22 protein-coding genes, 1 tRNA gene and 1 pseudogene are annotated in these 25,918 nt (G+C 47.8%); 14 read left to right on the forward strand and 10 right to left on the reverse strand.

What is annotated here, in order from left to right:
• A pseudogene (locus NC996_RS14675) lies at positions 1 to 98 on the reverse strand (IS630 family transposase); the annotation flags it as partial.
• 368 nt (positions 99 to 466) lie between these two features.
• On the opposite strand from NC996_RS14675, the gene NC996_RS14680 reads away from it, so the two are divergent.
• From NC996_RS14680 to NC996_RS14700, 5 genes are read left to right on the forward strand one after another with little or no spacing between them, the layout of a single operon-like run.
• Positions 467 to 781, forward strand: coding sequence for a metalloregulator ArsR/SmtB family transcription factor (locus NC996_RS14680; RefSeq protein ID WP_190688950.1), 315 nt, complete (start codon positions 467 to 469; stop codon positions 779 to 781).
• 21 nt (positions 782 to 802) lie between these two features.
• Positions 803 to 1,654, forward strand: a complete 852-nt coding sequence (locus NC996_RS14685; protein ID WP_190688951.1) for a phosphate ABC transporter substrate-binding protein — start codon at positions 803 to 805, stop codon at positions 1,652 to 1,654.
• The gene (pstC, locus tag NC996_RS14690) at positions 1,635 to 2,489 is read left to right on the forward strand and encodes a phosphate ABC transporter permease subunit PstC (RefSeq protein WP_242037685.1); all 855 of its coding nucleotides are present in this window, start codon (positions 1,635 to 1,637) and stop codon (positions 2,487 to 2,489) included. The genes NC996_RS14685 and pstC overlap by 20 nt, the downstream gene beginning before the upstream one ends.
• Positions 2,482 to 3,399, forward strand: a complete 918-nt coding sequence (pstA, locus tag NC996_RS14695) for a phosphate ABC transporter permease PstA (protein ID WP_190688954.1) — start codon at positions 2,482 to 2,484, stop codon at positions 3,397 to 3,399. Before pstC ends, pstA begins: the two co-directional genes overlap by 8 nt.
• A gap of 60 nt (positions 3,400 to 3,459) precedes the next feature.
• Positions 3,460 to 4,281 carry a phosphate ABC transporter ATP-binding protein gene (locus NC996_RS14700; protein WP_190688957.1) on the forward strand — a complete coding sequence of 274 codons (822 nt, stop codon included), beginning with the start codon at positions 3,460 to 3,462 and terminating at the stop codon, positions 4,279 to 4,281.
• Here NC996_RS14700 and NC996_RS14705 read toward each other — a convergent pair.
• Positions 4,246 to 4,761: a GNAT family N-acetyltransferase gene (locus tag NC996_RS14705; RefSeq protein WP_190688959.1), complete on the reverse strand. Its 516-nt coding sequence runs from the start codon at positions 4,759 to 4,761 to the stop codon at positions 4,246 to 4,248. The two genes, NC996_RS14700 and NC996_RS14705, sit on opposite strands and share 36 nt — an antisense overlap.
• A gap of 68 nt (positions 4,762 to 4,829) precedes the next feature.
• The gene (locus tag NC996_RS14710) at positions 4,830 to 5,960 is read right to left on the reverse strand and encodes an RNA polymerase sigma factor, RpoD/SigA family (RefSeq protein ID WP_190414486.1); all 1,131 of its coding nucleotides are present in this window, start codon (positions 5,958 to 5,960) and stop codon (positions 4,830 to 4,832) included.
• 808 nt (positions 5,961 to 6,768) lie between these two features.
• Here NC996_RS14710 and priA point away from each other — a divergent pair.
• From priA to NC996_RS14725, 3 genes are all read left to right on the forward strand, one after another.
• Entirely contained in the window at positions 6,769 to 9,381 is a 2,613-nt protein-coding gene (gene priA / locus NC996_RS14715; RefSeq protein WP_190688962.1) for a primosomal protein N', read from the forward strand.
• A gap of 147 nt (positions 9,382 to 9,528) precedes the next feature.
• Positions 9,529 to 10,794, forward strand: coding sequence for an anhydro-N-acetylmuramic acid kinase (locus tag NC996_RS14720; RefSeq protein ID WP_190688965.1), 1,266 nt, complete (start codon positions 9,529 to 9,531; stop codon positions 10,792 to 10,794).
• Between the two features lie 82 nt (positions 10,795 to 10,876).
• A complete protein-coding gene (locus NC996_RS14725) occupies positions 10,877 to 14,038 on the forward strand; it encodes a VIT domain-containing protein (protein ID WP_190688968.1) in 3,162 nt (1,053 codons plus the stop codon).
• 157 nt (positions 14,039 to 14,195) lie between these two features.
• Here NC996_RS14725 and crtA read toward each other — a convergent pair whose 3' ends face one another.
• Positions 14,196 to 15,035, reverse strand: a complete 840-nt coding sequence (crtA, locus tag NC996_RS14730) for a cyanoexosortase A (RefSeq protein ID WP_190688971.1) — start codon at positions 15,033 to 15,035, stop codon at positions 14,196 to 14,198.
• A 46-nt stretch (positions 15,036 to 15,081) separates the two neighbouring features.
• Positions 15,082 to 15,657 (reverse strand): leucyl/phenylalanyl-tRNA--protein transferase, encoded by a 576-nt coding sequence (gene aat / locus NC996_RS14735; RefSeq protein ID WP_190688974.1) that lies wholly within the window; start codon positions 15,655 to 15,657, stop codon positions 15,082 to 15,084.
• Positions 15,658 to 15,846: 189 nt separating this feature from the next.
• On the opposite strand from aat, the gene NC996_RS14740 reads away from it, so the two are divergent.
• Positions 15,847 to 16,176, forward strand: a complete 330-nt coding sequence (locus NC996_RS14740) for a hypothetical protein (protein ID WP_190414429.1) — start codon at positions 15,847 to 15,849, stop codon at positions 16,174 to 16,176.
• A gap of 63 nt (positions 16,177 to 16,239) precedes the next feature.
• Here the strand turns inward: NC996_RS14740 and rpsN are convergent, their stop codons facing one another.
• The 3 genes from rpsN to rseP all read right to left on the reverse strand — a co-directional run bounded on the left by rpsN (position 16,240) and on the right by rseP (position 18,498).
• Positions 16,240 to 16,542: a 30S ribosomal protein S14 gene (gene rpsN, locus NC996_RS14745; RefSeq protein ID WP_190414428.1), complete on the reverse strand. Its 303-nt coding sequence runs from the start codon at positions 16,540 to 16,542 to the stop codon at positions 16,240 to 16,242.
• Positions 16,543 to 16,600: 58 nt separating this feature from the next.
• Positions 16,601 to 17,317 carry an endonuclease III gene (gene nth / locus NC996_RS14750; RefSeq protein WP_190414427.1) on the reverse strand — a complete coding sequence of 239 codons (717 nt, stop codon included), beginning with the start codon at positions 17,315 to 17,317 and terminating at the stop codon, positions 16,601 to 16,603.
• Positions 17,318 to 17,406: 89 nt separating this feature from the next.
• The gene (gene rseP / locus NC996_RS14755; RefSeq protein WP_190429329.1) at positions 17,407 to 18,498 is read right to left on the reverse strand and encodes an RIP metalloprotease RseP; all 1,092 of its coding nucleotides are present in this window, start codon (positions 18,496 to 18,498) and stop codon (positions 17,407 to 17,409) included.
• Between the two features lie 261 nt (positions 18,499 to 18,759).
• Between rseP and NC996_RS14760 the strand changes: the two genes are divergently transcribed.
• The 3 genes from NC996_RS14760 to NC996_RS14770 all read left to right on the forward strand — a co-directional run bounded on the left by NC996_RS14760 (position 18,760) and on the right by NC996_RS14770 (position 20,792).
• Positions 18,760 to 18,831: transfer RNA gene (locus tag NC996_RS14760), tRNA-Gly, on the forward strand.
• Positions 18,832 to 19,111: 280 nt separating this feature from the next.
• Entirely contained in the window at positions 19,112 to 19,528 is a 417-nt protein-coding gene (locus NC996_RS14765; protein ID WP_190414425.1) for a hypothetical protein, read from the forward strand.
• 4 nt (positions 19,529 to 19,532) lie between these two features.
• On the forward strand, positions 19,533 to 20,792 hold the full coding sequence (locus NC996_RS14770; protein WP_190429328.1) for a glutamate-5-semialdehyde dehydrogenase: 1,260 nt from the start codon (positions 19,533 to 19,535) through the stop codon (positions 20,790 to 20,792).
• A gap of 82 nt (positions 20,793 to 20,874) precedes the next feature.
• Here NC996_RS14770 and NC996_RS14775 read toward each other — a convergent pair whose 3' ends face one another.
• Positions 20,875 to 21,726: an acyl-CoA desaturase gene (locus tag NC996_RS14775; RefSeq protein WP_190429327.1), complete on the reverse strand. Its 852-nt coding sequence runs from the start codon at positions 21,724 to 21,726 to the stop codon at positions 20,875 to 20,877.
• A 172-nt stretch (positions 21,727 to 21,898) separates the two neighbouring features.
• Here NC996_RS14775 and NC996_RS14780 point away from each other — a divergent pair, with 172 nt between their 5' ends.
• Entirely contained in the window at positions 21,899 to 23,128 is a 1,230-nt protein-coding gene (locus tag NC996_RS14780) for a methionine gamma-lyase family protein (protein ID WP_190429326.1), read from the forward strand.
• A 61-nt stretch (positions 23,129 to 23,189) separates the two neighbouring features.
• On the opposite strand, the gene NC996_RS14785 is transcribed toward NC996_RS14780, so the two are convergent.
• On the reverse strand, positions 23,190 to 24,386 hold the full coding sequence (locus tag NC996_RS14785; protein ID WP_190429325.1) for a Coenzyme F420 hydrogenase/dehydrogenase, beta subunit C-terminal domain: 1,197 nt from the start codon (positions 24,384 to 24,386) through the stop codon (positions 23,190 to 23,192).
• 193 nt (positions 24,387 to 24,579) lie between these two features.
• On the opposite strand from NC996_RS14785, the gene NC996_RS14790 reads away from it, so the two are divergent.
• A complete protein-coding gene (locus NC996_RS14790; protein ID WP_190429324.1) occupies positions 24,580 to 25,725 on the forward strand; it encodes a PspA/IM30 family protein in 1,146 nt (381 codons plus the stop codon).
• Positions 25,726 to 25,918 lie beyond the last annotated feature (193 nt).

The following is a 25,918-nucleotide window of genomic DNA, read 5'->3' on the forward strand; positions in this document are numbered from 1 at the left end:
ATTTGGAACACCTGTGCGGCTTCACTTTTCTTCATGCCGTCTAACTCGATCGCTTGGATCACCTTCTGACGCAGGTCATAACTATAGGGGTTTGCCATGAGCAGCTTGAATAACTTCAGGACAACAGGTGATCTCTACTCTACGTCCTAACTATCTTGGCGGTTGCTATACCAGCCCTTGAGATCCCCGACTTCTCTCCCGAAGTCGGGGATCTCGCCTTGAGGAATCATTTAGGAGTGTGATAAAACGGCTTGCACTCGGAAACATCCTTTCCTTGCCGGGAAGGAGGTTCGGTTTTTCAGGGAAAAAATCTGAATTTTCCCGACATCCTCAGCATCGGTCTCAGCATTGGTAAAAAATAAATTAACTGGTAATTAATCAACAGTTATTGATATAAATATAAGTTGATATCAATCCCGATCCAGGGGAAGCCTGGGTTAGATCCCAACTTCGCACAGGTGAATCTATGAGTAGCCAAAAAGTCTCATCGCAGTCCTTTTGTGCCCAAAAACTGAAGACCTTAGCAGATTCAACGCGGCTTGACGTTTTAGAACTGCTGATGAGTGGTCCCAAGCACGTTGGCGAGATAAATGCTGTGCTGGGGTTGCAACAGAGTTTGCTATCGCATCATCTAAAAGTTTTGCGGGAAGAGGGTTTTGTGACAGCGACGCGAGATGGTAAGGCAGTGCTTTATCAGCTAGATCCTGCAATCCAGCGGGCAAATGCTGGCTGGGCGATTGACTTGGGATGTTGCCTGCTTTCCTTTGATTCCAATCAATAAAAAACCTCAATTTATATACAGATGAAACACCTAAGACTGCTTGTGCCACTTTCTATAGGGTTAGTTGCCTGCTGGCTGCAATCTTGTGGGAAGCCTCCAGAAGCGGCAACCCAGTCGTCTGATAAGTTACAAGGCAAGTTGGTTTTGACGGGATCGAGTACGGTAGCGCCTCTGGCGGCTGAGATTGCCAAGCGCTATGAAACTCAACATCCGGGTGTCCGGATTGACGTGCAAACAGGTGGGTCTTCGCGGGGAGTCGCAGATGCCCGTCAGGGGGTGGCGGATATTGGGATGGTTTCCCGAAGTCTCAAAGACAGCGAGAAGGATTTGCAAGCTTTTACAATTGCGAACGATGGCGTGTCGGTCATTCTCAATCAAGAGAATCCAGTTAAAAATCTGACGGACAAGCAAATTGTCGATATCTACACCGACAAAATTAATAACTGGAAACAAGTCGGGGGAAAAGACGCCCCGATTACGGTGGTCAATAAAGCTGAGGGTCGATCCACTCTGGAACTGTTTGCCGACCACTTCAAATTAAAAACAACTGATATTCGTGCCGATGTCGTGATTGGCGATAACGAACAAGGGATTAAAACTGTAGCAGGGAATCCCAACGCGATCGCTTATGTCTCCATTGGTTCTGGCGAATATGGTGCTACTCACAATACTCCTATCAAACTATTGCCAATAGAAGGAGTAGACGCTTCCATCGTCAACGTCAGCAACGGTAAATTTCCGCTTTCTCGTCCCCTCAATTTAGTGACGAAAACTACACCCACCGGATTGCAAAAAGAATTTATTGATTTTGCCCGTTCCAAAGATGTGCAAGACATTGTGAAGGAGCAATATTTTGTCCCAGTCGCGAAATGAAGTCATCCTCGTCTGGATGTTGCGGGGAATGGCGATTATTTCGGGCGCGATCGCGCTTTTAATCCTGCTATTCCTGATTTGGGAAACCTTACCCATCCTGCAAAATATCGGACTGACACGCTTCTTCAAAGACCCCTCCTGGCATCCAGTTAGCGAAGAATTTAACCTAATGCCGATGTTGTGGGGGTCGCTATTTGTGACGGCGGGATCTGTGCTAATCGCAACCCCTTTAGGGATTCTCTCAGCAGTTTTTTGCCACTATTATGCACCTCCCGCATTAGCCAAAATTTACCGAGGCTTAATTGAGCTTTTAGCAGGGATTCCCTCAGTCGTTTATGGCTTTTGGGGTTTAGTCGTACTGGTGCCAATTATTGGGCGGATGCACCCACCGGGACCAAGTTTATTGGCCGGGATTTTAATCCTAACGCTGATGATTTTGCCTACCATTGCTCTCGTCGCCGATGCCACCTTTGCCAACGTACCCGCAGATTATCTGCGGGGTGCGGCGGCGCTGGGATTGGGACGCTGGGCAATGGTGCGTAGTGTGGTTTTTCCAGCAGCAAAATCAGGGCTATTAACGGGGATTATCTTGGAAACGGGACGGGCGATTGGCGAAACAATGGCGGTGTTAATGGTTTGCGGTAACGTCGTGCAGGTACCAAAGGGTGTATTTGAGCCAGTGCGGACGTTAACAGCAAATATTGCTTTAGAAATGGCTTATGCCGTGGGAAATCACCGCGCCGCCTTGTTTGTCAGCGGGTTGACATTGATGGCGATGATTGTGGTTTTAGTCGTTGCTGCCGAAATGATTAATCAAGGGCATCTTTATGAGTGAATCCTTTGAGAAGACAAACTTACAAAAACAAAAGGTGCAAGAAAAAAACAATTTTTTGCCTTTTAATTGTTTGCCTTCTTCTGAATTGCTTCCGACTGCAATCGTCTGGGCATCTGTCGCTTTAATAACAGCTTCGCTGTTGTGGCTATTGAGCAATATTTTTGTTTCTGGTATCGGTCAAATTAGCTGGGAATTTTTGACAACTGCACCGCGTAATGCTGGGCGAGATGGAGGAATCGCACCCATTTTAATCTCGACCGCGCTAATCGTAGGAGTGTGCATGGCGGTTTCGATTCCGTTGGGAGTAGGGACTGCGATATTGCTGGCTGAATTTACCTCAAACCAGAGTATTTTAGGGCGGTTAGTGCGACTGAGTTTGGATGTTTTAGCAGGCGTCCCTTCAATTGTTTTTGGTCTTTTTGGGAACGCTTTCTTCTGTAAAACATTGGGAATGGGCTTTTCGATTCTTTCCGGTGGGTTGACGCTGGCGTGTATGGTGCTGCCGATTTTGATTCGCTCAACCCAGGAAGGTTTCCGAGGCGTCCCGGATGACTATCGACGTTCGGCGGCGGCGCTAGGACTCTCGCGTACAGCCACATTATGGGAGTTACTGCTACCAGCCGCAATGCCTGGATTAGTTGTGGGGTTGCTGTTAGGTTTGGGAAGAGCGATCGCTGAAACGGCTGCTTTAATCTTTACCAGCGGTTACGTCGATCGGATGCCAGAGTCATTGTGGGATTCCGGGCGATCGCTCTCGGTTCACATTTACGATCTCGCTATGAACGTCTCTGGCGGCGAACCAAATGCCTACGCCTCTGCTCTCGTATTAGTCAGCTTTCTATTACTCATTAATGCTGCAATCTCTTGGCTAGCAGAACGGTTTCGGCAATCCCGAATTTGGGTAGCGTAAACCAAGCTTACCTCGCGTTCTTTTTTTGCGTACTTCGCGTCTTTACAGTTTAAATTCTTCATGAAACAATCGACAAGTGAAATTAGAATTAAAGAGAAAACTTCAGCCTCACTTCCCAGTAATGCCCCAGAAATCAAAACCGAGAATTTAAGCCTTTTTTACGCGAATAAACCCGCATTTAAAGATGTCACTCTCTCTATTAAATCGGGTGAAATTACAGCCCTAATTGGCCCTTCCGGTTGTGGCAAAACAAGCTTTCTCACTTGTCTAAACCGCCTTACCGATTTAACCAACAACTGTCGGTTAACAGGGCGGATTCTGCTGGGGGATCAAGATGTGCAAGAAATCGATGTGATTTCATTGCGTCGCCGGGTAGGAATGCTATTTCAAAAACCCAATCCCTTCCCACTTTCCATTATCAGAAATCTTGAATTTCCGCTTAGAGAACATGGACTGAGGAATCGAGAAAAAATCGATGAAATTGTCGAAGATGCCTTGCGCGATGTCGGCTTGTGGGATGAGGTGAAGGACAGGCTGAAATCTCCTGCCCTTTCCCTTTCTGGCGGACAACAACAACGGCTATGTCTCGCCAGAGCGATCGCCCTCAAACCCGATGTTCTCCTGATGGATGAGCCTTGCAGCGCCCTCGATCCCCTTTCTAGTGAAGTCGTAGAGGATTTAATCGTCAATCTGCGCGGCAAATATACAGTCCTGGTTGTCACTCACAATCTGGCACAGGCAAAACGGATTGCGGATGATGTGGCGCTGTTTTGGGTTCAGGATGGCGCTGGACAATTGATCGAATCCGGTTCGGTTGAGCAGATTTTTGAATCGCCCCAGCACCCGTTAACGACTGCCTACGTCACTGGCAGAAGGGGTTAGTGCAGCCATACTCATGAGAGAATCGCCCGTAACGCGGCAAATCCGCCAGTCGGGCAAAACGTCAGCACCCATGCGTTCGTAAAATGCGATCGCGGGTTCATTCCAATCTAAAACGCTCCACTCCAATCTCCCGCAGCCGCGAGATACAGCCAACTGAGCAAGGTGGGTGAGAATCGCCTTCCCGATCCCCTGACGCCGATATTCTGGGAGTACAAACAAGTCTTCTAGATAAATTCCCGGCTTAGTGAGAAAGGTGGAATAGTTATGAAAAAACAGGGCAAACCCCACGGCTTGCCCCGCATATTCTGCTAGAATTGCCTCTACATAAGGCTTAGAACCGAACAGATGCTCTTTCAGGGCGTCCGTATTGCCTGTGACAGCGTCAGAGAGTTTCTCATATTCCGCGAGTGCTTTAATTAGCCCAAATAGCACCGACGCATCTCCAGGCTCTGCTGGACGTAAAATCAATTCAGTAGTCATTCGTCATCAGTCAGCGATCGTTTGGTCAATCATAAAACGAATGACTAATTACCGATCGCCAACAACTTTTAGGTGAGCCATCCTTTCAAGCGTTTGGCAACCTGGGGACGCCGCAGTTTCCGCATCGCTTTACTTTGAATTTGACGCACTCGTTCGCGGGACAAATTAAATAGACAGCCCACTTCTTCTAACGTGTAGGGTTCGCTGCTGGTTAAACCATACCGCAGAGAGATAACATCTTTTTCCCGATCGGTGAGAACGTCGCCTAACACTTCCCAAATTTCCTGGCGCATCATGGCTTCGCTCATCTGCTCTTCAGGAGATTGATTATCCCCATCTTCGAGCAGATCCATCAGTTCCGTCTCTTCTCCCTTCCCGATGCGATGGTTGAGAGAAAGCGATCGCCTTCTAAGCTGCAACAACTGACGCAACTGCGAAGCCTCAATATCTAAAGATTGCGCCAGTTCCTCTTCTGTCGGATTGCGATGCAGTTCTTGCTTGAGTTCTCGCTGCGCTTTTTTGAGCTTGTTTAACTTCTCGACGATGTGAATTGGCAATCGAATCGTCCGGGCATCGTTAGCGATGGTTCGCGTAATCGCTTGCCGAATCCACCAATAGGCATAGGTAGAAAACTTATAACCTTTGTCGGGATCAAACTTTTCCGTAGCGCGATTTAATCCCAGCGCCCCTTCCTGAATTAAATCGAGGAATTGAACACCTCGGTTCAAATATCGTTTAGCAATAGAAACAACTAATCTCAGGTTCGAGCGAATCATCTTCCGTTTCGCCACCCGTCCGCGATACAGTTGATGTTCCATCTGCCGTTCCGAAAGCCCATCTGCTGCTGCCAGTTCTGCTTTCGTGGGAGCGCGATCTAACTCTTTTTGTAATTTTTCTTGGAGCGCTTCTATCTTGACTAAATATTGGACGCGATGGGCTAACTCGACTTCTTCATCTGGTTTCAGAAGGGGATAGCGTGCCATCTCCTTAAAAAACGCTCCTACAGTATCATCGGAGACAGTTTTGCGGTATTCAGAGGGGCGACCACCGGCTAATTTATCAATTTCGTCTGAAATTTCATCTTCAACACTGACGATTTCTATTTCAGTGGTTTCTTCCATTTGCTGGTCGGTAATATCTACAAAATCCCGATCGGATGTAGATTCCACGTCGCTTCGGTTCAAGTCAGCAATATTCATAGCAAGGTCTGAGTCGGTATTGGATAAAGCGAGTTGATGGGAACGGATGCTCTCTTTGTACATATCCATGACGGACTGAAGACAGGCTCTACGAGCATAGACTCAAGGGTCAACTTTATTTTTACTGTCTGCATTCTTTGCTAATTTTGAGCTTCATTTATCCGCTCGTGGCAACACCAGATCGGGTACCCACTTTGGAACACTCAAAATTTATTCAACCTTTCAATTTACAAATAGCTTTTTAAGGCTACCAGAAAATAGTTTTTTGATTGTTTCCCTGATTACATTTCTCGATTCCAGAATCTAGAAGCGCTTTAGATTGGGTATGCGTCTTAAGAAAAAATCAGGAAACATGAAGGTGATGCCCTAGTCTATTAGAAGCTTGCCGTCAGATGTGATGCCGTAGATAAATTTCAATTAGATTAAACTTAAATCAATGCCAAGTCTGGGGTTTCTTTCCATTTTTTCTGGCTCCTAATTAAGGAAAGTTTAAAGTTTTTTAAATTTCCCATGCTATTCACACAGGATCTCATATACTTGTGAGCTTTCCTCTCTATCGATAGGGAGAAAATAGGCATCCGCGCTCTGCACAATAGATAGAGGATAGCAAGTATACTCACATACAAGCATCCAAGCGAGACATTTGTATCCTAACTTCTATCCTCTTGGTTGCGACCTCGGATGTTGTTGAATTTCAAGTCTCTCAAGCGTCTACAGCCAGCTAAAATTAACAGGTCTACAGTAAGCGACAAGCATGGCGGTCTGGAAAGCTGGCTGTAGTATCCGGCTGCCAAGGGAGAGGGGGAATATGTCGTCAAATCCCAATGTCGGGCGTTCGGGCATTGTGCTGGAGAGTAGAGCATCCTACGACCAGTCTGATTCTGGACAGAATCGATGGATAGAAGTGCTGGTGGATTGTCCAGAAGCAGAAGCGCAGAAGCGGTTGTATACCTATCGGTTGCCTGCCCAGTTGCAAGTGCAGCCGGGGGATATTCTGAGCGTACCGTTTGGGGCGCAAGTTTTGGGAGCGATCGCGATTCGGATTTGCGATGCACCGCCGCCAGATTTGAACCCAGCCAAAATTCGGGATGTAGAGGATGTAGTCAGTGCTGGGTTTTTCCCGCCGACTTACTGGCAACTGCTGAACCAAGTCGCCCAATACTACTACACCCAGCTGATTCAGGTAATTCGAGTCGCGCTACCGCCGGGATTACTGGGGCGATCGCAGCGTCGCCTCCGGCTTGCCCAAGGCGAAGGCGAAAGCGGGGGACAAGCGGGAAGTGCCCATTACCTGAGTCCCACTGCCTGTCAGATTCTGGAACTTTTGAAAGCTCAACCCTCTGGAGACTACAGCTTCGTCTACCTCCAGCGTCAAGTTAAAGGAGCCTATCGATCGATCCGGGAGCTATTGCGGCTCAAGTTAGTCGAAAGTTACCTGGAACCGCCCAGAACCCAGCGACCGAAGTTACAGAAAGCCGTGACGCTGGTTGTCGATGTTTTTCCCCTCGACTTGACGCAGCGCCAACGGGAAATTTTGGAAGTGCTGCGGCGGCGCGGCGGCGATTTGTTGTTAACGGAGTTGCTGCAAATCTGCAACGCCAGTTCATCCACCATCAAGACGCTGGAGCAAAAAGGCTGCGTGGTTATTCAAGAACGGGAGATGTTGCGGACTTCCGCAGAACCGCTCTTGGCTGGGGATCAACCGAAAGCATTAACACCGGCTCAATCTGAGGCGCTAGAAGCGATCGCGTCTTTATCCAGTTTTGCGAAGGTGCTGTTGCACGGAGTCACGGGTTCCGGGAAGACAGAGGTGTATTTACAAGCGATCGCCCCAATTTTAGAACGGGGACAATCTGCCCTCGTCCTCGTCCCAGAAATTGGTCTGACACCCCAACTCACCGACCGATTTCGCGCTCGTTTTGGCAACAAAGTCTGCGTCTATCACAGCGCCCTTTCCGATGGCGAACGCTACGACACTTGGCGGCAAATGCTGGCGGGTGCAGCTCAAGTCGTCATTGGCACCCGTTCCGCTATCTTTGCCCCACTGCCACGCCTAGGGCTAATCGTGTTGGATGAGGAACACGACTCCAGCTTCAAGCAAGACCAACCCGCACCCACTTATCACGCCCGTACTGTCGCTACTTGGCGTGCCGAGTTGGAAAACTGCCCCCTGGTCTTAGGTTCCGCCACCCCTTCCCTAGAAACCTGGCTAAACATTACGAGTCCGGAGTTAACCGCTTCAACTCAAAACTCAGACGCGATTCATCGCGTCTCTCCAACTCAAAACGCGCTTACCCATTACCTCTCATTGCCAGAACGCATCCAATCGCGCCCGCTACCGCCGGTAGAAGTGGTGGATATGCGCCAAGAGTTGCAGCAAGGGAATCGCTCAATTTTTAGCCGATCGCTTCAGGAAGGCTTACAGCAGCTGCAAGATCAGGGGAAACAGGGAATTTTATTTATTCATCGGCGGGGACATAGTACCTTCGTTTCTTGTCGCAGCTGTGGGTATGTAATTGAGTGTCCTCACTGCGATGTTTCGCTGTCGTATCACCACACCCATGAAGAAGCTGCTGAATTATTGAGGTGTCATTACTGTAATTTTGTGCGATCGCATCCTCAATCTTGTCCCGAATGCGGTTCCCCATACCTGAAATTTTTTGGCAGTGGCACCCAGCGAGTCGCCCAAGAACTAGCCCAACAGTTCCCTCAGTTGCGCTATATCCGGTTTGATAGCGACACCACCCGCACCAAAGGCGCTCATCGCACGCTACTGACACGCTTTACCAACGGAGAAGCCGACTTATTAATTGGGACTCAAATGCTCACCAAAGGGCTGGATATATCTCAAGTGACACTGGTGGGAGTGGTTGCTGCTGATGGCTTGCTGCATCTCCCCGGCTATCGGGCATCCGAGCGAGCCTTTCAAACCCTAACTCAGGTTGCGGGTCGTGCCGGTCGCGGCGACGATCCCGGTCAAGTGATTATTCAAACTTACTCCCCGGAACACGCCGTTATTCAAGCAGTACGGCGTCACCAGTATCAATCTTTCATTGAGACAGAGTTAGAACAACGAGAGGCGCTGAATTATCCCCCCTACGGGCGTCTTATTTTGTTGCGGCTAAGCAGCACCGATGCCGCAGAAGTTCAGGAAACTGCCGAGATGCTAGCAGCAGGGCTAGCTTCCAATACACCCCAGGGGGATAGCAGTTCAGATGCTCATCTCACCACCCCAATGTATGAGGTGTTAGGGCCAGCACCGGCGAGCATCTTACGAGTGGCGAACCGATATCGATGGCAGATTATGCTCAAGTTTGCGCCTAATTCGCTGCCAGAATTACCAGATTTCAACGAGTTGCGCCTCCTCTGCCCGTCCTCAGTCAGCTTGACAATAGACGTTGACCCGCTGAATTTGATGTAATCCCCAAGCCAGAAACCCGGTTTCCGATCTCACACTAATTCATCGAGGGTTGATGCCATTGCTCGTAACCGTTCTGCCAAGCGTTCAGCGCGTTCTTCTGCCAGCTGTGCGATTTCCGTACCTTATAATTTTTAATTTCTCTGAATTATGCGTGTAATTGGTTTAATTAGCGGCACGTCGGTAGATGGCATTGATGCCGCTTTAGTAGAAATTTCTGGTAAAGACTTAGATATAAAAGTGACTCTGCTAGCAGGAGCCACCTATCCTTATCCAGATGCGCTCTCAAAGCAAATTCTAGAAGTTTGTGGCGGGTCATCCTTGTCAATGGAAGAATTTGCCCAATTAGATGATGCGATCGCTTCCACCTTCGCTCAAGCAGCCCAAAACATTCAAAATGGCAACCCCCCAGCCGAGTTAATTGGCTCTCACGGACAAACTGTTTTTCATCGCCCGCCCACAGAGCAGGGGAGAGAGGGAAAAAAAGAGACTTCATCTTTTATCCTCAATCCTTCACTCAGTCCTCAGTCCTCAGTCCTCGACCCTTCACTCAGTCCTCAGTCATCCGTCCTCAGCACTCCTTTAGGTTACAGTCTGCAATTAGGTCGGGGTGCCTTAATTGCCCATCTGACAGGTATTCCCACAGTAAGTAATTTCCGGGCGGCGGATATTGCCGCCGGTGGACAAGGTGCGCCTATGGTGCCAGCAGTAGATGCTTATTTATTGAGCGACCCTGACAAGTACCGATGTGTCCAAAATATTGGCGGTATCGGGAATGTCACTTACCTACCGGCGCGTCGGGGCAGCTGGCTAGAAGAGAGCCGAGGCTGGGACACCGGGCCGGGGAATGCGCTTCTAGACCTGGCGGTGCAATATTTAACGAATGGAGCCAAAACCTACGATCAGGATGGAGCATGGGCCGCAGCAGGCACAATCTGCAACGATTTAGTAGAGCAATGGCTACAGCAGGACTACTTCCAGCAGCAACCGCCCAAATCAACGGGTCGAGAGCTATTTAGCTACACCTATCTCCGGCAGTGTATCGCAGATGCCTCTGCTTATGAGTTGAGTAGCGCTGATCTGCTGGCAACGCTGACTGAACTCACTGCTGCGTCAATTGTTCATAGCTACCGCACTTTCCTGCCGCAGATGCCTGACGAGGTGTTATTGTGTGGCGGTGGTAGCCGCAACCTCTACTTAAAAGAGCGCCTACAAGCGACTTTGCAACCCGTGCCAGTGTTGACGACGGATGAAGCGGGTGTGAATGCTGATTTCAAAGAAGCGATCGCTTTCGCTGTTTTGGCATATTGGCGTCAGTTAGGCATCCCTGGCAATCTTCCCCAAGTTACCGGCGCAACTTCTGCCGTACTACTTGGAGAAGTTTATCTTCCTACAAAGCTCAAAACCTTGCGCTGAGAGCGTTTCTAGCCGATTCTTCATATTAATTTTAGAAATGAAATGGCTAGAATGGCGTGAACGGTTTTGAAAAAGGGCTGCTATGACGACCTTCCCGCCTCAAAAAAGCACAGCTCACGATCGACGTCGGTGTTATTGCCTGAATCCTAATTGTAAGCAGCCAGAAAATCCTGGAAATGCCGCTATCTGCGAAAGTTGCGGATCGCAATTACTGCTGAGCGATCGCTATCGTGCGATTAAACCGATTGGTCAAGGAGGTATGGGGAGAACTTTCCTGGCTGTGGATATATCCCAGCCATCGGAACCGCGCTGTGTCATTAAACAGTTTTTTCCTCAACAACAAGGAACTAATAATCGCCAAAAAGCAGCAGAGTTATTCCGTCAAGAGGCAACTCGCTTAGAGGTTGTTGGGAAACATCATCAAATTCCCGAACTGCTGGCATATTTTGAGCAAGATGACCATCAGTATTTAGTGCAACAGTTTATCGATGGAGAAAACTTAGCTCAAGAATTAGCCCAAAAAGGGCCGTTTAAAGAAGTAGAAATTCGGCAACTCCTGCAAAGTTTGCTGCCAGTCTTGCAATTTGTCCACAGTCAACAGATGATTCACCGGGATATTAAACCCGAAAACATCATTCGCAACCGTCGAGATGGCAAACTCGTGTTAGTCGATTTTGGCGCAGCAAAGTATGCGACTGAGACGATGCTAGGCAAAACTGGGACGGTCATCGGTTCTGCTGCGTATACGGCTCCCGAACAAGTAAAAGGGAAAGCGATTTTCGCCAGCGATTTGTATAGTTTGGGTGTTACTTGTATTCATTTGCTCACCCAAATTCCTCCTTTCGATCTGAGCGATACCAGTGAAGATACCTGGGTTTGGCGACATTTTTTAAAGACCCCAGTCAGTAAACAGTTCGGTAGCATTCTCGACAAAATGCTGCAAACAGGTACGAAGCGGCGCTATCAATCAGCAGATGAAGTGTTGCAAGATTTGAATGGGCGATCGCTCCCAACTACTAAACGTAATTCTAAGAAAAAATGGCTGATAGCCGGTGCCTTCCTATTGTTTGGATATGCGGGAGTGCGGTACTTAGCTTCGCCTGTGGTAGAGATGGTGACTCAGCAAATTGAGAAACAACCATCTCTGACGGAAGGCAGCTTATTCGCCATTGTGGATGGACAGCAGCAAGTGTTTCCGTTGAAACATACGGAAGTGGTAGCGAAAGTTACAGGGAATGTGTCGCGGGTGGAGGTAACGCAGACCTTTGAAAATCCCTTTAATAATCCCTTAGAAGCTGTCTATAAGTTTCCACTGCCCGATGAAGCGGCAGTGGATGACATGGAAATAAAAGTAGGCAATCGCATCATCCGAGGGGTCATCAAAAAACGCGAAGAAGCAAAGCAAATTTACGAACAAGCCAAACAAGAAGGAAAAACTGCTGCATTATTAGACCAAGAACGAGACAATATTTTTACTCAGTCCTTGGCTAACATCAAACCAGGCGAAAAAATCGATGTCACAATTCGCTACAGTGAAAGCCTGAAGTTTGAAAAAGGTAACTATGAATTTGTCTTCCCAATGGTGGTAGGACCACGTTACAGCTCAGGAAATTCAACGAATAATCAAGGCAATACAAACCTTACCGACACTTCGCAGATAAATCCGCCGACTTTACCAGCCGGAAGCCGTTCTGGGCAAGATATTGGCGTAACGGTAGAAATAGAAGCCGGGGTGCCAGTCAAAGAAGTGCGATCGCCTTCTCATCAAATCCGTACCACTCAAGATGGTCGCATCATGCGGGTTGAATTGAGCAAGGAAAACGCAATTCCGAATAAAGACCTGATTTTACGTTATCAGGTATCGAGTGCCCAAACCCAGTCCACAGTATTATCGGAGGCGGATGAACGCGGCGGTCACTTTGCCACCTATTTAATTCCAGCCGTGGAATATCAAAGTAATGAGATTGTACCCAAAGATGTGGTATTTCTCATGGATACTTCTGGCTCTCAAAGTGGACCGCCAATTGAGCAATCAAAGGAACTGATGCGCCGGTTTATCAATGGACTCAATCCCGGCGATACCTTTAATATTGTTGACTTTTCCGATAGCGCGACGCAGCTATCTCCTATACCTTTACCGAATACGCCGCAAAACCGTGAGAAAGCCCTAAATTATATCAATCGCCTAGATGCTAACGGTGGCACCGAGTTATTTAATGGCATTCAAACTGTGTTGAATTTCCCCGCCGCGCCAGAAGGACGCCTGCGGAGTATTGTCTTGATCACTGACGGTTTGATCGACCAAGACCAGCAAGCGATCGCAGAAATTAAAAAGCGGCTGAAGCCGGGAAATCGTCTTTATAGTTTCGGTGTTGGCCCTTCAGTGAACCGCTTCTTGATCGACCGTCTGGCAGAGGAAGGGCGGGGGACTTCTGAAGTGGTTCCCCCTAACGAACCGGCTCAAAAAGTTGTCGAAAAGTTCTCCCAACAAATCAATAATCCCGTACTAACGAATATCGAAGTTAGCTGGGAAGGGAGTGGAAAAGCACCGCAAATCTATCCGATCAAACCCCCTGATTTATTTGCCAATCAGCCTTTGGTGTTGTTTGGACGTAAAGGCGATCGCGCTAAAGGAACTTTGCGAATTACTGGAATCGTCGCGGGTGGCAAACGCTATGAGAAGAAGTTACCGATTGAATTTGACGGCGGTGGCAATAGCGCGATCGCTCAACTTTGGGGACGCGCCCGAATTAAAGATTTGATGAATGAAATCTATGCTGGAGAAAACCCAAATAATGTCAAAGCCGTTACAGATACCGCGCTCGCTTATCGGTTGTTGTCGCAATACACCTCCTTTGTCGCTGTCACGGAAGAAGTGCGAGTCGATTCCCAGAAAACTCAGCAGGTGCAAGTGCCGGTAGAAACGCCAGAGGGTATGAACGCCGAAGCAACGTCTAGCCAAAACGGTAACGTGCCTTCACTCAGCCAAGCGCCACCATCTAGCAAAGCGTTAGTAGCTAGCAAACCTACTGCTAGCAAAATGCCGTCAGCACCGTCAGCACCATCAGCAGCGAACAGCCAGCCGTTATCTAGCTCAGCACAGCCATCCAGCCAATCGTTAGATCCCGATCCAGTGCCCGAACCCAGCCAAATCTTAGGCAACATCTTGGCTGTTCTCTTGCTGGGAATGTACTTTGCCTGGAAGCGGTTGAAGGGTTTGAAAAGCACTCCGCCTCGAAACTAATCCCAGTCCACTTTTTTGCCGCTATATTAAGCTTCATCAGTCAAAAATATAGCAATCCTGTTTTAGTTGTGAGCTTCCAGCCTTTCCCCTCCCCGACTTCGTAAAAGTTGTCGGGGAGCTTGCTTTCACGCATCCTTTAAGAGTGCTATAGGTGCAATTAAAATTCTACGGAATTCTCATTTTTGCTGCCTGGTTTTAACAGCCAAAATCGACAAATTAATCCAAAAATAAATACAGAAATCATAGAAAAGATTACAGAACCATCACCAAGATGCCAATATTCAAAAGCTTCTTTATTTGATAACCCTGCCAAAACAGTCATCAAAGCCACCCGTATCCCATTTAGCGTAAAGGCTACGATGACAGCAACGAATGGTAATAAAATCTTTTCCTTCAATTTAGTTGGAAAAATGAGTAAAACAACTAAAGCTAATCCCAATAGCTGAAGGATAGTACCTACACCTGCACAAGCTCCGCCAATTTGTACAGACCCGGTTGGCAAACTTAAAATCTCCCCTCGCTGCACAACGGGGAATCCTAAAAACCAAAGAAAAATAAATGTAAATTTAGCGGTTAATAAAGATACATTAAAAAATTTCAATATTAATTCTTGATTTAAGACAAAAAAAGCCAGTAGCAGCAATTCCCGCCAATACTGCTTTAATCCTTTAACCCCAGAGGCAATTAAACCCAAGCCCAGCATTGAAATCAAAGGTGTAACGTGAAGGGTAAAACCATAGCCGGGGTAAAGACTTTTAAAGAGTACCAAACTAATCAGTGCGAACCCAAAAATGCTAGAAAAATCATCGCTTTTTAGCTCTAATCCGTCCCGTTTCTGCCAAAGCAGGGATGATACCGCAGCCCAAAATAAGAAACTTGTACTCAGCAGTTCAGTATTGCCACTCCTCCAAGTCAAAGTAAGATGAATCGTAATTAAGCCTGCCGCGATCGCTATCAGCCAGAATTTCAAGTCTTTGACGAGTTTTAGCCTGCTCATGATTCGTTTAAAGTTTTGCTCTATAAAACACACCCGCGGGCTGCGGCTATACTAGAGAACACCGACGCTGCAACGCTTTCCGTAACAGGACTTGATATTGTGAATCGTCAATGATGTAGGCACCAAAGCGCTCTAAATGGGGGTTCATCATTTGGGCGTCAAAGAAAGCAAAATTGCGCGATCGCAATCTTTCCACCAACTTCACCATCGCCACCTTTGACCCCTCTGGAATCCGGTAGAACATAGATTCCCCAATAAACGCACCCCCGATGACAAGTCCTAAAATTCCTCCAGCCAGTTCCTCTCCCTGCCAAGTCTCGAAGCTATAAGCCCAACCCTCTTCATAGAGTGCCAAATAAATCTCTTGGAGTTCTGGGGAAATCCACGTTGTTTCTCGATCCGCACACCCAGCCACTACACCCTGGAAATCCCGATTGACAGCAACAGTAAAGCGTTCTTGGTTGAGAACACGCCGCAGTGACTTCGGGTAGCGAAACTGCCCATCGAGGGGAACGAGTGTTCTCTGACGGCTGGAATACCATCCCAAGCCATTGTCGTCATCCGCCATCAGGAAGTAGCCTTGGGCATACCCCTGAATAATGGTGGGAATATCAAACTCCATGCACTCAATCCAAGCGGGTTAATGACGTATTATCCGATCTATGTATATCTCTAACAGCCACCAATGGCTGCATAGATGTCCTGATGAGATAGAACCACCTTAATATCTAAAATACTGCCCCAACTTTTAGAATCATTGAGTCGGCGTCTGAAATTTAAAAGCTGAGAAGCGAAAAGCTGATACGTGAAAATGTCTCAACCTATCCCACCGATCACCTTACCACCAGCCGAAAATCCTCAACAGGAAGGCAAATGGCTGCAAAGCGCATTACACAAGTGGCTCGATGAAGAGTTTATTCCAGAGGCTGTCAATCAAGAGATTGCCCAACGAGCTTCCCAGATTTATGTCCGCCAGCGGATGGAAGGGGAAAACGACCTGGGTTCCCTGGTGATTGCCATTCTGACAGAGATGCAGGCGTTTGATTTTTCCAGAAGTTTTTATAGCGAGTTTGCGATCGCGAATGCAGTCAGTGAATTGCTCTTAGACAGTCTTGGCATCGACCGCTGTTGCGGTCAATAGTCAATAGTCAATAGTCATTGGTCAAACGCAATCAACTAAAGACTAAAGACTAAAGACTAAAGACTACCAGCTAGACTTGACAACTCCCGGCAACAGGCCTTGGTGTGCCCATTCCCGCATAACGTTGCGAGACAGACCAAAATCCCGGTATACGCCTCTAGGACGCCCAGTCACCCAGCAGCGATTCCGTAGTCGTGTGGGCGCACTGTTGCGCGGCAGTTGCTGTATCTGCCGATGAATCGTCAGCTTCTGTTGTTGGGTTGTTGCATTCTCAAATGCTTCCTGCAACGTTTCACGCTTAGCGGCATACTTATCTACCAGCTTCTGGCGTTTTTTCTCCCGCTCAATCATGCTCTTTTTAGCCATGAATTATCCTACTTTGTTCCAGCAATAAAGACACCATTCTCCATTCTAGCGGATGGTATCAATTAGAAGCTTCCACAATTTGAGGAGATGTGGCGAGGCTAATATTTACAGAATCTGAGGGCGACAAATTAGCAGAAGGACACAAATCCGCAAGGACACAAGCATGGCACACCGGATTTTTGGCTTTACAAATTGCCCGACCATGATAGACCAACCGAATTGACCAGTTTTCCCAATCCTCTAGGGGCAATAGTCTCATTAAATCTCGCTCTATCCGCACTGGGTCTGTATATTCTGTCAAACCCAATCGGTAGCTGAGGCGCTTCACATGAGTATCCACTGTTACGCCTTGATTGATGCCGTAAGCGTGAGCCAGAACGACATTCGCCGTCTTTCGCGCTACTCCTGGTAATTCCAGCAACAATTCCATTCGTTTTGGCACCTGTCCTTTAAATTTCTCCACAATCAGGACGCAGGCACCTTGAATATTTTTAGCTTTATTGCGATAAAAGCCGGTTGAACGGATCAGGGTTTCCAACTCGGCAATATCAGCGTTTGCCAAAGCTGGGGCGTCGGGAAACCGAGAAAATAAGGAGGGGGTTACTTGATTCACCCGTTCATCGGTACATTGAGCGGAGAGAATGGTTGCGACCAATAACTGTACCGGCGTCTCGTAGTTCAGCGTACAGGGTGCATCTGGATACAATCGCTTCAGGCGAATCAAAATCTCCAAAGCACGCTGCTGCTTAGCTGACCATGTACGGGTAATGTTCATAAATCGTCAATTGTCTAGTTGGTAGGGGCGCATGACCCTGCGCCCGTACAGGTCAGTTATCCATTGTTAAAAACGATAGACAACTGCGTTCATTGCAAGAGTTTTTGAACCCACTCCAGGTTAGCAGTGTCTCGAACAATCAAGAAAATTCCCAAACCCAGAAGCAACATCAAACCAGTTTGCATAATGCCATCTTGGATTTGAGTCGGCAAAGGTTTACCCCGCAAGCCTTCAATCAATAAGAAAGCTAGCTGACCGCCATCTAGAGCCGGTAGAGGCAATATGTTGATAATCGCAAGGTTAATGCTGATCAAGGCAGCAAACTGAAACAGATTCGCTGCGTCTGACTTGGCAATACTGGCACCAAGTTCCACAATTTTAACCGGCCCAGCAACCTGATCGGCTGTTTCGCCAAAGTTACTGATCAGTTGTACAAAGCCCTGAGCCGTTAAAACGACAAATTCTTGGTACTTTGTAGCCGCAGTGGTCAAAACTTCTACAGGATTCTTGAGGTGCCGACGCACTACTTTGCCGCTAGGAGCTAGCTGGACACCGATGCGACCTTTCCCATCGCTTCCGGGTTGCGGTGTCACGGTCAGGGAAATGATTTGACCTTGACGTTCAACGCTCAGCGGGATCGGCTGGTTGGGATTGTTCTGAATTACCTCCATAAGCTTTGGAATGGCTTCCTTGGAGGCTTTCAGTGGTTGACCGTCTGCTAAGAGAATAATGTCTCCTGCTTTGATGCCAGCCTTGAGTGCAGCAGAACTTACGTCTGAGGCGACTTGGGGAACCAGGACACCAGGCTGATAATTAAATTCCTGAACGCCTACAAGACCCAGTTGAGTCGCTAGCAGCAAGTAAGCAAATAGCAAGTTGGCGATGACACCAGCGCTAATGACAATGGCTCTGTCGAGAATGGGTCGGTTACGTAATAGATTAGGGTCTTCTGGGGGAATATCACTGTCGGGGTCATCATCAGGGAAACCGACAAATCCGCCTAAGGGAAAAGCCCGGATGGCATATTCTGTTTCCGGTCCCTGGTACTTCCAGAGGATCGGTCCAAAGCCGAGGGAGAAGCGGTTGACGTGAATTCCTTGAAGACGAGCTGCCATGAAATGACCCAGCTCATGTACCACAATCAAAAGCGCCAAGACTGCGATCGCCGCAAAAACAGGCATATTAATAATTAATTCAACTAACTACATACTTCTTCATTCTACGGTGTTGCGTCCGGAAGCTGGGTGAGTTCAGGGAAGAGGAGCCGGAAAGCGTCAAAATACAGAGTCAGGAATTCCTTCCTCGCCTCCCCGCAGAAATCGCTTCACCAAGCGCTCCCACTCTCGCCAACTTCAAATTTCATCGGGTGGTTAATGAAATGATTAAAAAAGATAGTTGACAGATGCTGAAAATTTTGAGAATCTAGATAAAGATAAAGTTTTGCGGGTATAGCTCAGTGGTAGAGCGTCACCTTGCCAAGGTGAATGTCGCGCGTTCGAATCGCGTTACCCGCTCTTCTGGTTAAAATCATATAAGAAGTAGCCCTTTCTTCAGGCATAGATCTTCAGAGGTACAGAGGATAAATCTGATTATCTATAAGTCGGAGCATTTCTAGGCAAAGGTTTACAGTGTTAAAATTCGCCTAGATTGTCTGTGTCTTTAAAGGCATTCATTCAGTAGTACCCAGTCCGAAGAAAGGCGGTTGCTAGGTGCAAACTAAAAAAAGTCTAACAGACGAACCCGGTTCCGAAAATCTTAAGTTAACACTTTCATATCTTTGTTTAAATAGCGCTTGTGCCATCTCAGAAAGATCAGAAGATTGACTTAAATAACGATTACCCGTGCCCATGCCGACGTAGAGGGCGTTTAGTACCGATTACGCTGACAGAAGCGTTTGGCTGCGATCGCTGTCAGCAAATCTTCGTGGTTGAAGAGAGTGGGTATGCGATCGAACAACTGTCTACAAGCTATCCCTACAAGCGATCGTGGCGGTGGACGGGTCATCGCTGGAGTACTGCTCATCCAGGGCTTGGGGACAGCTACCTACCTGTTTCCTTAGGAATCATTGCGGTGGTACTGATCGCAGGGCTTTGCTTAGCTCAGATTTCACCTCCCGCCCCTCCTGGTATCATTATTGTGCTGTGTGCGATGGTGAGCGTGTTGGCGCTATTGGTGCCAGCGCTGATCATCTGGCTGACTCACCGACGTTAGCCCAATGGCAATCAACGATATTACTCCGACCCCCGACCCAATGAACGCTGTTCGTCGCGCTTATGAAGCTTCCCTGGAATTGGCAACTACCAAGGGAGTAGAGCGCAGCCGTGCTGTCGCCGCAATGGCGCAGGCACTTCAGAGATCCTTAGACGATATTTTGGAAGCAAACACCCTGGATCTGGAAGCCAGTCGCGAAATGGCAGCACATGAGCTGATTTTAGATTGGCTGAAGCTGACACCTGAGCGGCTGCAAACCACCATCCACATTTTGCAACGGTTAGCTGAGTTGTCCGATCCGATCCGGCGGGTGATGAACGCGACTTATCAGCTAGAACACTCGCAAACTTACTCTCAGCTAATGCCGCTGGGGGTCATTGCATTGATTTACGAAGCCTTTCCGGAGCTAGGAGCGATCGCTGCCGGGATGTGTCTGAAAACTGGCAACAGCCTGATTCTCCGAGGTGGAAGTGAAGCTAGCCACTCTAATACGGTCATTGCCCAAGTTTTACAATCAGCCTTAGAACGAGCAGGTATGCCACCGGGTTGTCTGGAGCTACTACCATCAGAGCAAGGCGCTTCCATTCGGGATTTAGTCATTCAAGACCGATACATTAATTTGGTGATTCCCTATGGTCGCCCTAGTTTAGTCCAAAAAGTGATCCAGCTCTCAACTGCACCCGTCTTGAAGTCGGCGATGGGAAACTGCTACCTCTATTGGTCGCCTACGGGTAGCTTAGAGATGGCTCGGAACGCAATTTTAGACAGTCATCAAAGCGAGCCAGACCCTGTTAATGCGATTGAAAAGGTTTTGATTCATCCAGCTTGCAAACCTTCTTCTCTAACAATGCTTTGGAACAGTCTTAAGGAAAAAGGGTTTCAACTCAGAGGAGATAGGGATTTGGTGACACAATTTCCAGATTTGAAACTAGCTGAAGAATTAGAGTGGAGTCAAGCCTATCTTGATAAGATTGTGGCTTTTAAACTGGTAGAGAGTATCGAGGAAGCCATTATTTGTATTAATCAATACAGCAGCGGTCACGCCGACTGTCTAGTTTCTGAATCCTATCAAGAAAGCCGCCAATTTGCTCTCGGCGTTAATAGTGCCTCAGTCTATCTCAATTCTTCTCCCCGATTTTCGCGTAACCCCAAGGGCGGAGACTCCTTATTTCTGGGAATGTCTAACCAAAAAGGACATCGCCGAGGGCCGATTGGCTTAGAATCTTTTACCACCGTTAAGCACGTCGTGCAGGGACACAACTAAAAAGGCAAAAGAGAGAAGGATGAAGGGAAAAACTGCTTCATCCTTCATCCTTTCTTTCCGCTCTCTTTTGCCTTTTAACTATTTATTGTTTACTCTCTTCGACCAGTTTTACCTTTGAGGCTAAACCGAGCGACTGAAGAAATTGAATGGTCATCCACGTTAGGTCAATTTCCCACCACTTTAAGCCATGTCGAGCGGAATATTGAAAAGCATGGTGGTTGTTGTGCCAACCTTCGCCATAGGTGAGTAAAGCCACCCACCAACAATTAGTCGATCGATCCTCAGATTCGTAAGTGCGATAGCCAAATTTATGCGTTGCACTGTTGACAAACCAAGTGCAGTGAAACACCGCTACAACTCGAACAAAAATTCCCCAAACCACAAAAGGCCAACCGCCCAAGGCGTAAAGAATTAGACCTAAGACAACCTGAATGGGAATGAAATAGGTTTGTAAAAATTGATAAACTGGGTCGCCAGAAATATCTTTAGTAACGCGAGGGATGTCCGTATCCGCAGGGTTTTGATAAAGCATCCAGCCCATGTGACTCCACCAAAAGCCTTTGTTGGAATCATGAGGATCTAAGTTTTCATCCGAGTGCAGATGATGGAGGCGGTGTATGCCTATCCAGTTAATCGGACCTCCTTGGCAGGAAAGGGTGCCGCAGAGAACAAAGAAGTATTCTAACCACTTAGGCGTTTGGAAACTACGATGCGTTACCAGACGATGAAATCCCAGCGTAATTCCCAAGCCACCCGTCACCCAGTGGAAAAAGACGGCGACACCAACCGCAGCCCAGCTGAAATTACTGGGAAATAGGGCGAAAAGCGCTGCGATGTGTAACGCAGCCATGTAGATAATAATGACCCAATCAGGACGGAGAGGCGAGTCTTGTCTCACCTGTTCTTGATCTTTCGTTGTGGTCGCAACAGTCATGCAGTAACCTTGATAAGAATTGTGCAGCCCAATCTGCTATTGGATTTGGGATTTTGGTCTCGATTTTGTAAGGGCGGCTTGTTTGCCCCGCTTTTACTGGAAATGCAAATTTTTACATTGCTAAAAGCTCCAAAATCTAAAATAAATAAGAAATCTCTTTCTCCAGGTATTGATGAACAGCTTTCAACAGCTACAGGAAGCAGAAAAGGTACTGTTTCCGATTTTTTCCGCAATTGACGCGACAGTCAAGCAAAATCTCAAACGAGTGCTGGAAGCCTTTCGTCACCATCGGGTGGGGGCGCACCATTTCGCTGGTGTCACCGGCTACGGTCACGATGATTTAGGGCGTCAGACGCTCGATCGGGTATTTGCAGACGTGATGGGTGCCGAAGCTGCTGCGGTTCGAGTGCAGTTTGTGTCCGGTACTCATGCGATCGCCTGTGCCTTATTTGGCGTTCTTCGTCCTGGAGATGAAATGCTGGCAGTGGTCGGTGCCCCCTATGACACGCTAGAAGAAGTTATTGGTTTGCGAGGGCAAGGCCAAGGCTCCTTACTTGATTTTGGCGTTAGTTACAAAGAATTGGCTCTTACTGGCGAAGGAATTATTGATTGGCAAGCGCTGGCGACAGCAGTTAGCGATCGCACTCGTCTCGTGTTAATCCAGCGTTCCTGCGGCTATTCCTGGCGTCCTAGTCTTTCGATTACCGACATTGAAAAAATTGTTTTCCTGGTTAAACAACAAAATCCCAACACAGTCTGTTTTGTCGATAATTGTTACGGGGAATTTATTGAAGAACAGGAACCCACCGCTATCGGTGCCGATCTAATGGCTGGTTCTTTGATTAAAAATCCTGGTGGTACTATCGTAACAGCTGGCGGCTATGTTGCGGGTCGGGCAGACTTAGTAGAAGCGGCTGCCTGTCGTTTGACTGCACCCGGAATTGGCAGTAGTGGCGGTGCCAGTTTCGATCAACATCGCTTGATGTTCCAAGGATTGTTCCTCGCACCGCAAATGGTCGGGGAAGCCATGAAAGGAAACCACCTGACGGCTTACGTTTTCGATCAATTGGGTTATGCAGTGAATCCTTTACCAATGGCACCCCGTCGAGACGTGATTCAAGCCATCAAATTGGGTTCGCGTGAGAAGATGATTGCCTTTTGTCGAGCCATTCAACAGCACTCGCCTATCGATTCCTATGTCGATCCCATACCCGGTGATATGCCGGGATATGAGAGCCAGTTAGTGATGGCTGGAGGTACGTTTATTGAAGGCAGCACCTCTGAATTGTCATCCGATGGGCCGCTGCGAGAGCCATACGTTGTATTTTGTCAAGGGGGAACCCATTGGACTCATGTAGCGATCGCGCTAGAAGCCGCAATTGAAGCTGTGGGGCCAGCTTAGAATAATTTCGCGCCAAGACGCCAAGAAAAACTTTGCGCTTTTGCGTCTTGGCGCGAAAGCTTCAAGATTCCGGCAATTTATACTGCCCGACAATCCGCTTGGCATATTCTGGTACGTGCGCCTCTAACTTCTCTGGATGATTGCGCTTCACATACAAATAATTGCGGGTGAAGTGGGAATCAATTGAGAAACGGGCATACTCTAAACCTTTGGGGCCAATTTTTTCAATCACGACTCCCATCAGCTTTGCCGCCCACATCGGGAGAGTGACGCCTTTATCGTAGGCGGGGATACTTTGTTGTACAGCTTCTTTGCGGTTTCCTTGGGACATGACTGGCTGCGTGTCTATCTGATCTTGCACCAAATCCAGCATTTCTTTGCCAGTGTCATTCCGCACCACAATCCACTGCCAGCCAAAGGGAGCGCCCATGTAGCCTACGACTAAATCTGCCAAAGAATTCACATAATCAAAACAGCTCATACAAGAAGGAGCGAAAACATCCTTTAACTGGTTTGTCTTTAGTCCAAAGAAAGGCACCATTTCCGTAGAGCCATCTTCGTGCTTGAAGTGAACCCGGAAATCTTGCATAAACTCGTAATGCACCACTGTATCCGGGGAACGGCTAGTGGTTTCCAAGAATTTTTGCAACCCGGCGCGGTTAACATTATCGACACAGGGCGTACCCAAAACGTAAAGCTTTTCTAATCCCAGTTCCTTCTCAACGGCTCGTAATGCTTGAATTTGGCAACCAACACCAATTACCAACAGCCGCTTCATCCCAGATTGCTCAATTTGCTCCAATACCGAAAGATTAGGCGACAGCGTTGGCTTATTCACCCGCGCTGCCAGAATTTCTTCTGGCGTGCGAGCGATTATCGGCATTGGCTGAAATCTGTCTTCCTTCGTATTCTGGACGCAGACGACACCTTCAACCATGCCGCGATTGAGCATTTCGATGGCAATGGTGCTGACAATTCCCGTCCACTGCGCCCCCTCAATTGGCTCAGTTTTCCGCGCCGCCATCATCTCTTGACTAACCCCAAAGTACCAATCATCGGGATTATCTAGATTGCGGCTTCTTCCGTGGATTTGTTCTTCCAGTTCCGCTATCTGCTGATTAAGAAATGCACACGCTTCCTTGACATAGTGAATATAGTAGGTGTCGCATAGCCCGCACTCGCTACAGAGTTCTTTAGCAGGGCGACGACTAGAAGGTTTGAGGGCTTTGGCTTTATCGTGAGGGCGCACCGAAGTCATAATTAAGGGCAGTTTATTAACTAAAAACATCTATCTGAGCAAGATAGCTCAAAGCTTACTTTTACATAAAAACTGAGAGAGGTGATAAGGATTTCAGTAATTATTACGAAGACGCAACAAGTAACTTTTTCTATGCTTATGAGGGTGCAGACTGCTTAATAGAAAGTTAATAAGCAAACGGGAACATATAGCTATGGGATTATTTGAGCGCATCAGCCGCATAGTCAGAGCTGAGATTAACCATATTAACCGTGAAAACTATACAGGTAACTTCGGAGATGGTACAGCATTTGCGGCTGGAGGGGCTACATCTGGTGCTGCCATCGGCAAAATTGGAATAGTCGCAAAAGGCGGTGGTTTTAGCGTTGGCGCAGTTCCCTTAGGTGCGGCTGGAGCATTAACTGGTCTTGCCCTTTATGAAGCAATAAGAGCAATAGCAGAGCGAAATACTCGGTCTCTTGGTGCGGCAGCAGCAGGAGCAGCAGCAGGTGCGGGTATTTCAGGTGCTATTGGCGGCGTAGGAGTAGCTGCTGGGGGAACTGCATTTGCTGTTGGTATGGCTCCTATGGCAGCTGCTGGAGCTGTAGCTGGGCTTGGTATCGCTAGCTTGGCTCGGCTCATTCAACAAGGAATTGACCCCGAAAAGCTGCTAGAGCTAGCTATTGAGGATATGCACGAAGACTTGGTGAAGTTGCGTAAAGCTGTTGTTCCAGTCATAGTCGCTCAAAAACGCCTCCTGCAACAGTACAACCAAGCTCAAACCGAAGTGAACAACTGGCATCAACGCGCTCAGTTGGCTCTCCAAAAAGAGGATGAGAATTTGGCTCGTGAAGCGATCTTGAGGAAAAAGATTCACGCTGAAACCGCAAGCACTCTAAAAGCCCAAATAGACCAGGGAACAGCTCAGGTAGATACGCTCAAGCGCAATTTAGCTGTTTTTGAAAGTAAGGTTTCTGAAGCCAAAGCGTACAAGCCCATCCTTAAGGCACGAATACAAGCTGCCAAGGCTCAAGAGCAGCTGCAAAACACAGTCGGTCGGCTGAATACCAGCGGATCGATGGCAGCCTTTGAGCGGATGGAAGAAAAAGTGTTGGAACTAGAAGCTCGTTCCACAGCAGCAGCCGAGCTTACTGGCAATAATTTAGATCAGCAATTTGCCATGCTCGAATCCGGCAATGACGTTGATGATGAATTGGCAGCAATGAAAGCGCAGTTGACTGGTTCTTCCACCACCCAAGCGCAACTACCGGCAGCTAACCCAACTACTACTTCCTCTAAATCTAATTTAGCAGTTGATAACGAATTAGAAGACTTAAAAAAGCAACTAGATAACCTTTAAAAGGCAGACTGTCGCATAGGAAATAGACTCGCTTACCCTGCTTCATTATTTAGGGCAGACGGGGAAAGGAAAAAGCGCGATCGCTCTTTCTTTCTCTTCCTTCGTGTTCTTTGCGTCTTCGTGGTTCCACTTCTTCCGTGCAGATAGGTAATGTAGGAGCGCGATCGCTTTATCACCTTCCACTAAAACGCCA

Origin of the sequence: Trichocoleus sp. ST-U2, assembly GCF_039961875.1 — a bacterium.
Taxonomy (GTDB): Bacteria; Cyanobacteriota; Cyanobacteriia; order Cyanobacteriales; family FACHB-T130; genus FACHB-T130.

Bases quoted from the DNA above. Each gene is read 5' to 3' on its own strand.
- NC996_RS14680 (WP_190688950.1), top strand. From the start codon at position 467: ATGAGTAGCCAAAAAGTCTCATCGCAGTCCTTTTGTGCCCAAAAACTG.
- NC996_RS14685 (WP_190688951.1), top strand. From the start codon at position 803: ATGAAACACCTAAGACTGCTTGTGCCACTTTCTATAGGGTTAGTTGCC.
- pstA (WP_190688954.1), top strand. From the start codon at position 2,482: ATGAGTGAATCCTTTGAGAAGACAAACTTACAAAAACAAAAGGTGCAA.
- NC996_RS14700 (WP_190688957.1), top strand. From the start codon at position 3,460: ATGAAACAATCGACAAGTGAAATTAGAATTAAAGAGAAAACTTCAGCC.
- NC996_RS14705 (WP_190688959.1), bottom strand. From the start codon at position 4,761: ATGACTACTGAATTGATTTTACGTCCAGCAGAGCCTGGAGATGCGTCG.
- NC996_RS14710 (WP_190414486.1), bottom strand. From the start codon at position 5,960: ATGAATATTGCTGACTTGAACCGAAGCGACGTGGAATCTACATCCGAT.
- priA (WP_190688962.1), top strand. From the start codon at position 6,769: ATGTCGTCAAATCCCAATGTCGGGCGTTCGGGCATTGTGCTGGAGAGT.
- NC996_RS14720 (WP_190688965.1), top strand. From the start codon at position 9,529: ATGCGTGTAATTGGTTTAATTAGCGGCACGTCGGTAGATGGCATTGAT.
- NC996_RS14725 (WP_190688968.1), top strand. From the start codon at position 10,877: ATGACGACCTTCCCGCCTCAAAAAAGCACAGCTCACGATCGACGTCGG.
- crtA (WP_190688971.1), bottom strand. From the start codon at position 15,035: ATGAGCAGGCTAAAACTCGTCAAAGACTTGAAATTCTGGCTGATAGCG.
- aat (WP_190688974.1), bottom strand. From the start codon at position 15,657: ATGGAGTTTGATATTCCCACCATTATTCAGGGGTATGCCCAAGGCTAC.
- NC996_RS14740 (WP_190414429.1), top strand. From the start codon at position 15,847: ATGTCTCAACCTATCCCACCGATCACCTTACCACCAGCCGAAAATCCT.
- rpsN (WP_190414428.1), bottom strand. From the start codon at position 16,542: ATGGCTAAAAAGAGCATGATTGAGCGGGAGAAAAAACGCCAGAAGCTG.
- nth (WP_190414427.1), bottom strand. From the start codon at position 17,317: ATGAACATTACCCGTACATGGTCAGCTAAGCAGCAGCGTGCTTTGGAG.
- rseP (WP_190429329.1), bottom strand. From the start codon at position 18,498: ATGCCTGTTTTTGCGGCGATCGCAGTCTTGGCGCTTTTGATTGTGGTA.
- NC996_RS14770 (WP_190429328.1), top strand. From the start codon at position 19,533: ATGGCAATCAACGATATTACTCCGACCCCCGACCCAATGAACGCTGTT.
- NC996_RS14775 (WP_190429327.1), bottom strand. From the start codon at position 21,726: ATGACTGTTGCGACCACAACGAAAGATCAAGAACAGGTGAGACAAGAC.
- NC996_RS14780 (WP_190429326.1), top strand. From the start codon at position 21,899: ATGAACAGCTTTCAACAGCTACAGGAAGCAGAAAAGGTACTGTTTCCG.
- NC996_RS14785 (WP_190429325.1), bottom strand. From the start codon at position 24,386: ATGACTTCGGTGCGCCCTCACGATAAAGCCAAAGCCCTCAAACCTTCT.
- NC996_RS14790 (WP_190429324.1), top strand. From the start codon at position 24,580: ATGGGATTATTTGAGCGCATCAGCCGCATAGTCAGAGCTGAGATTAAC.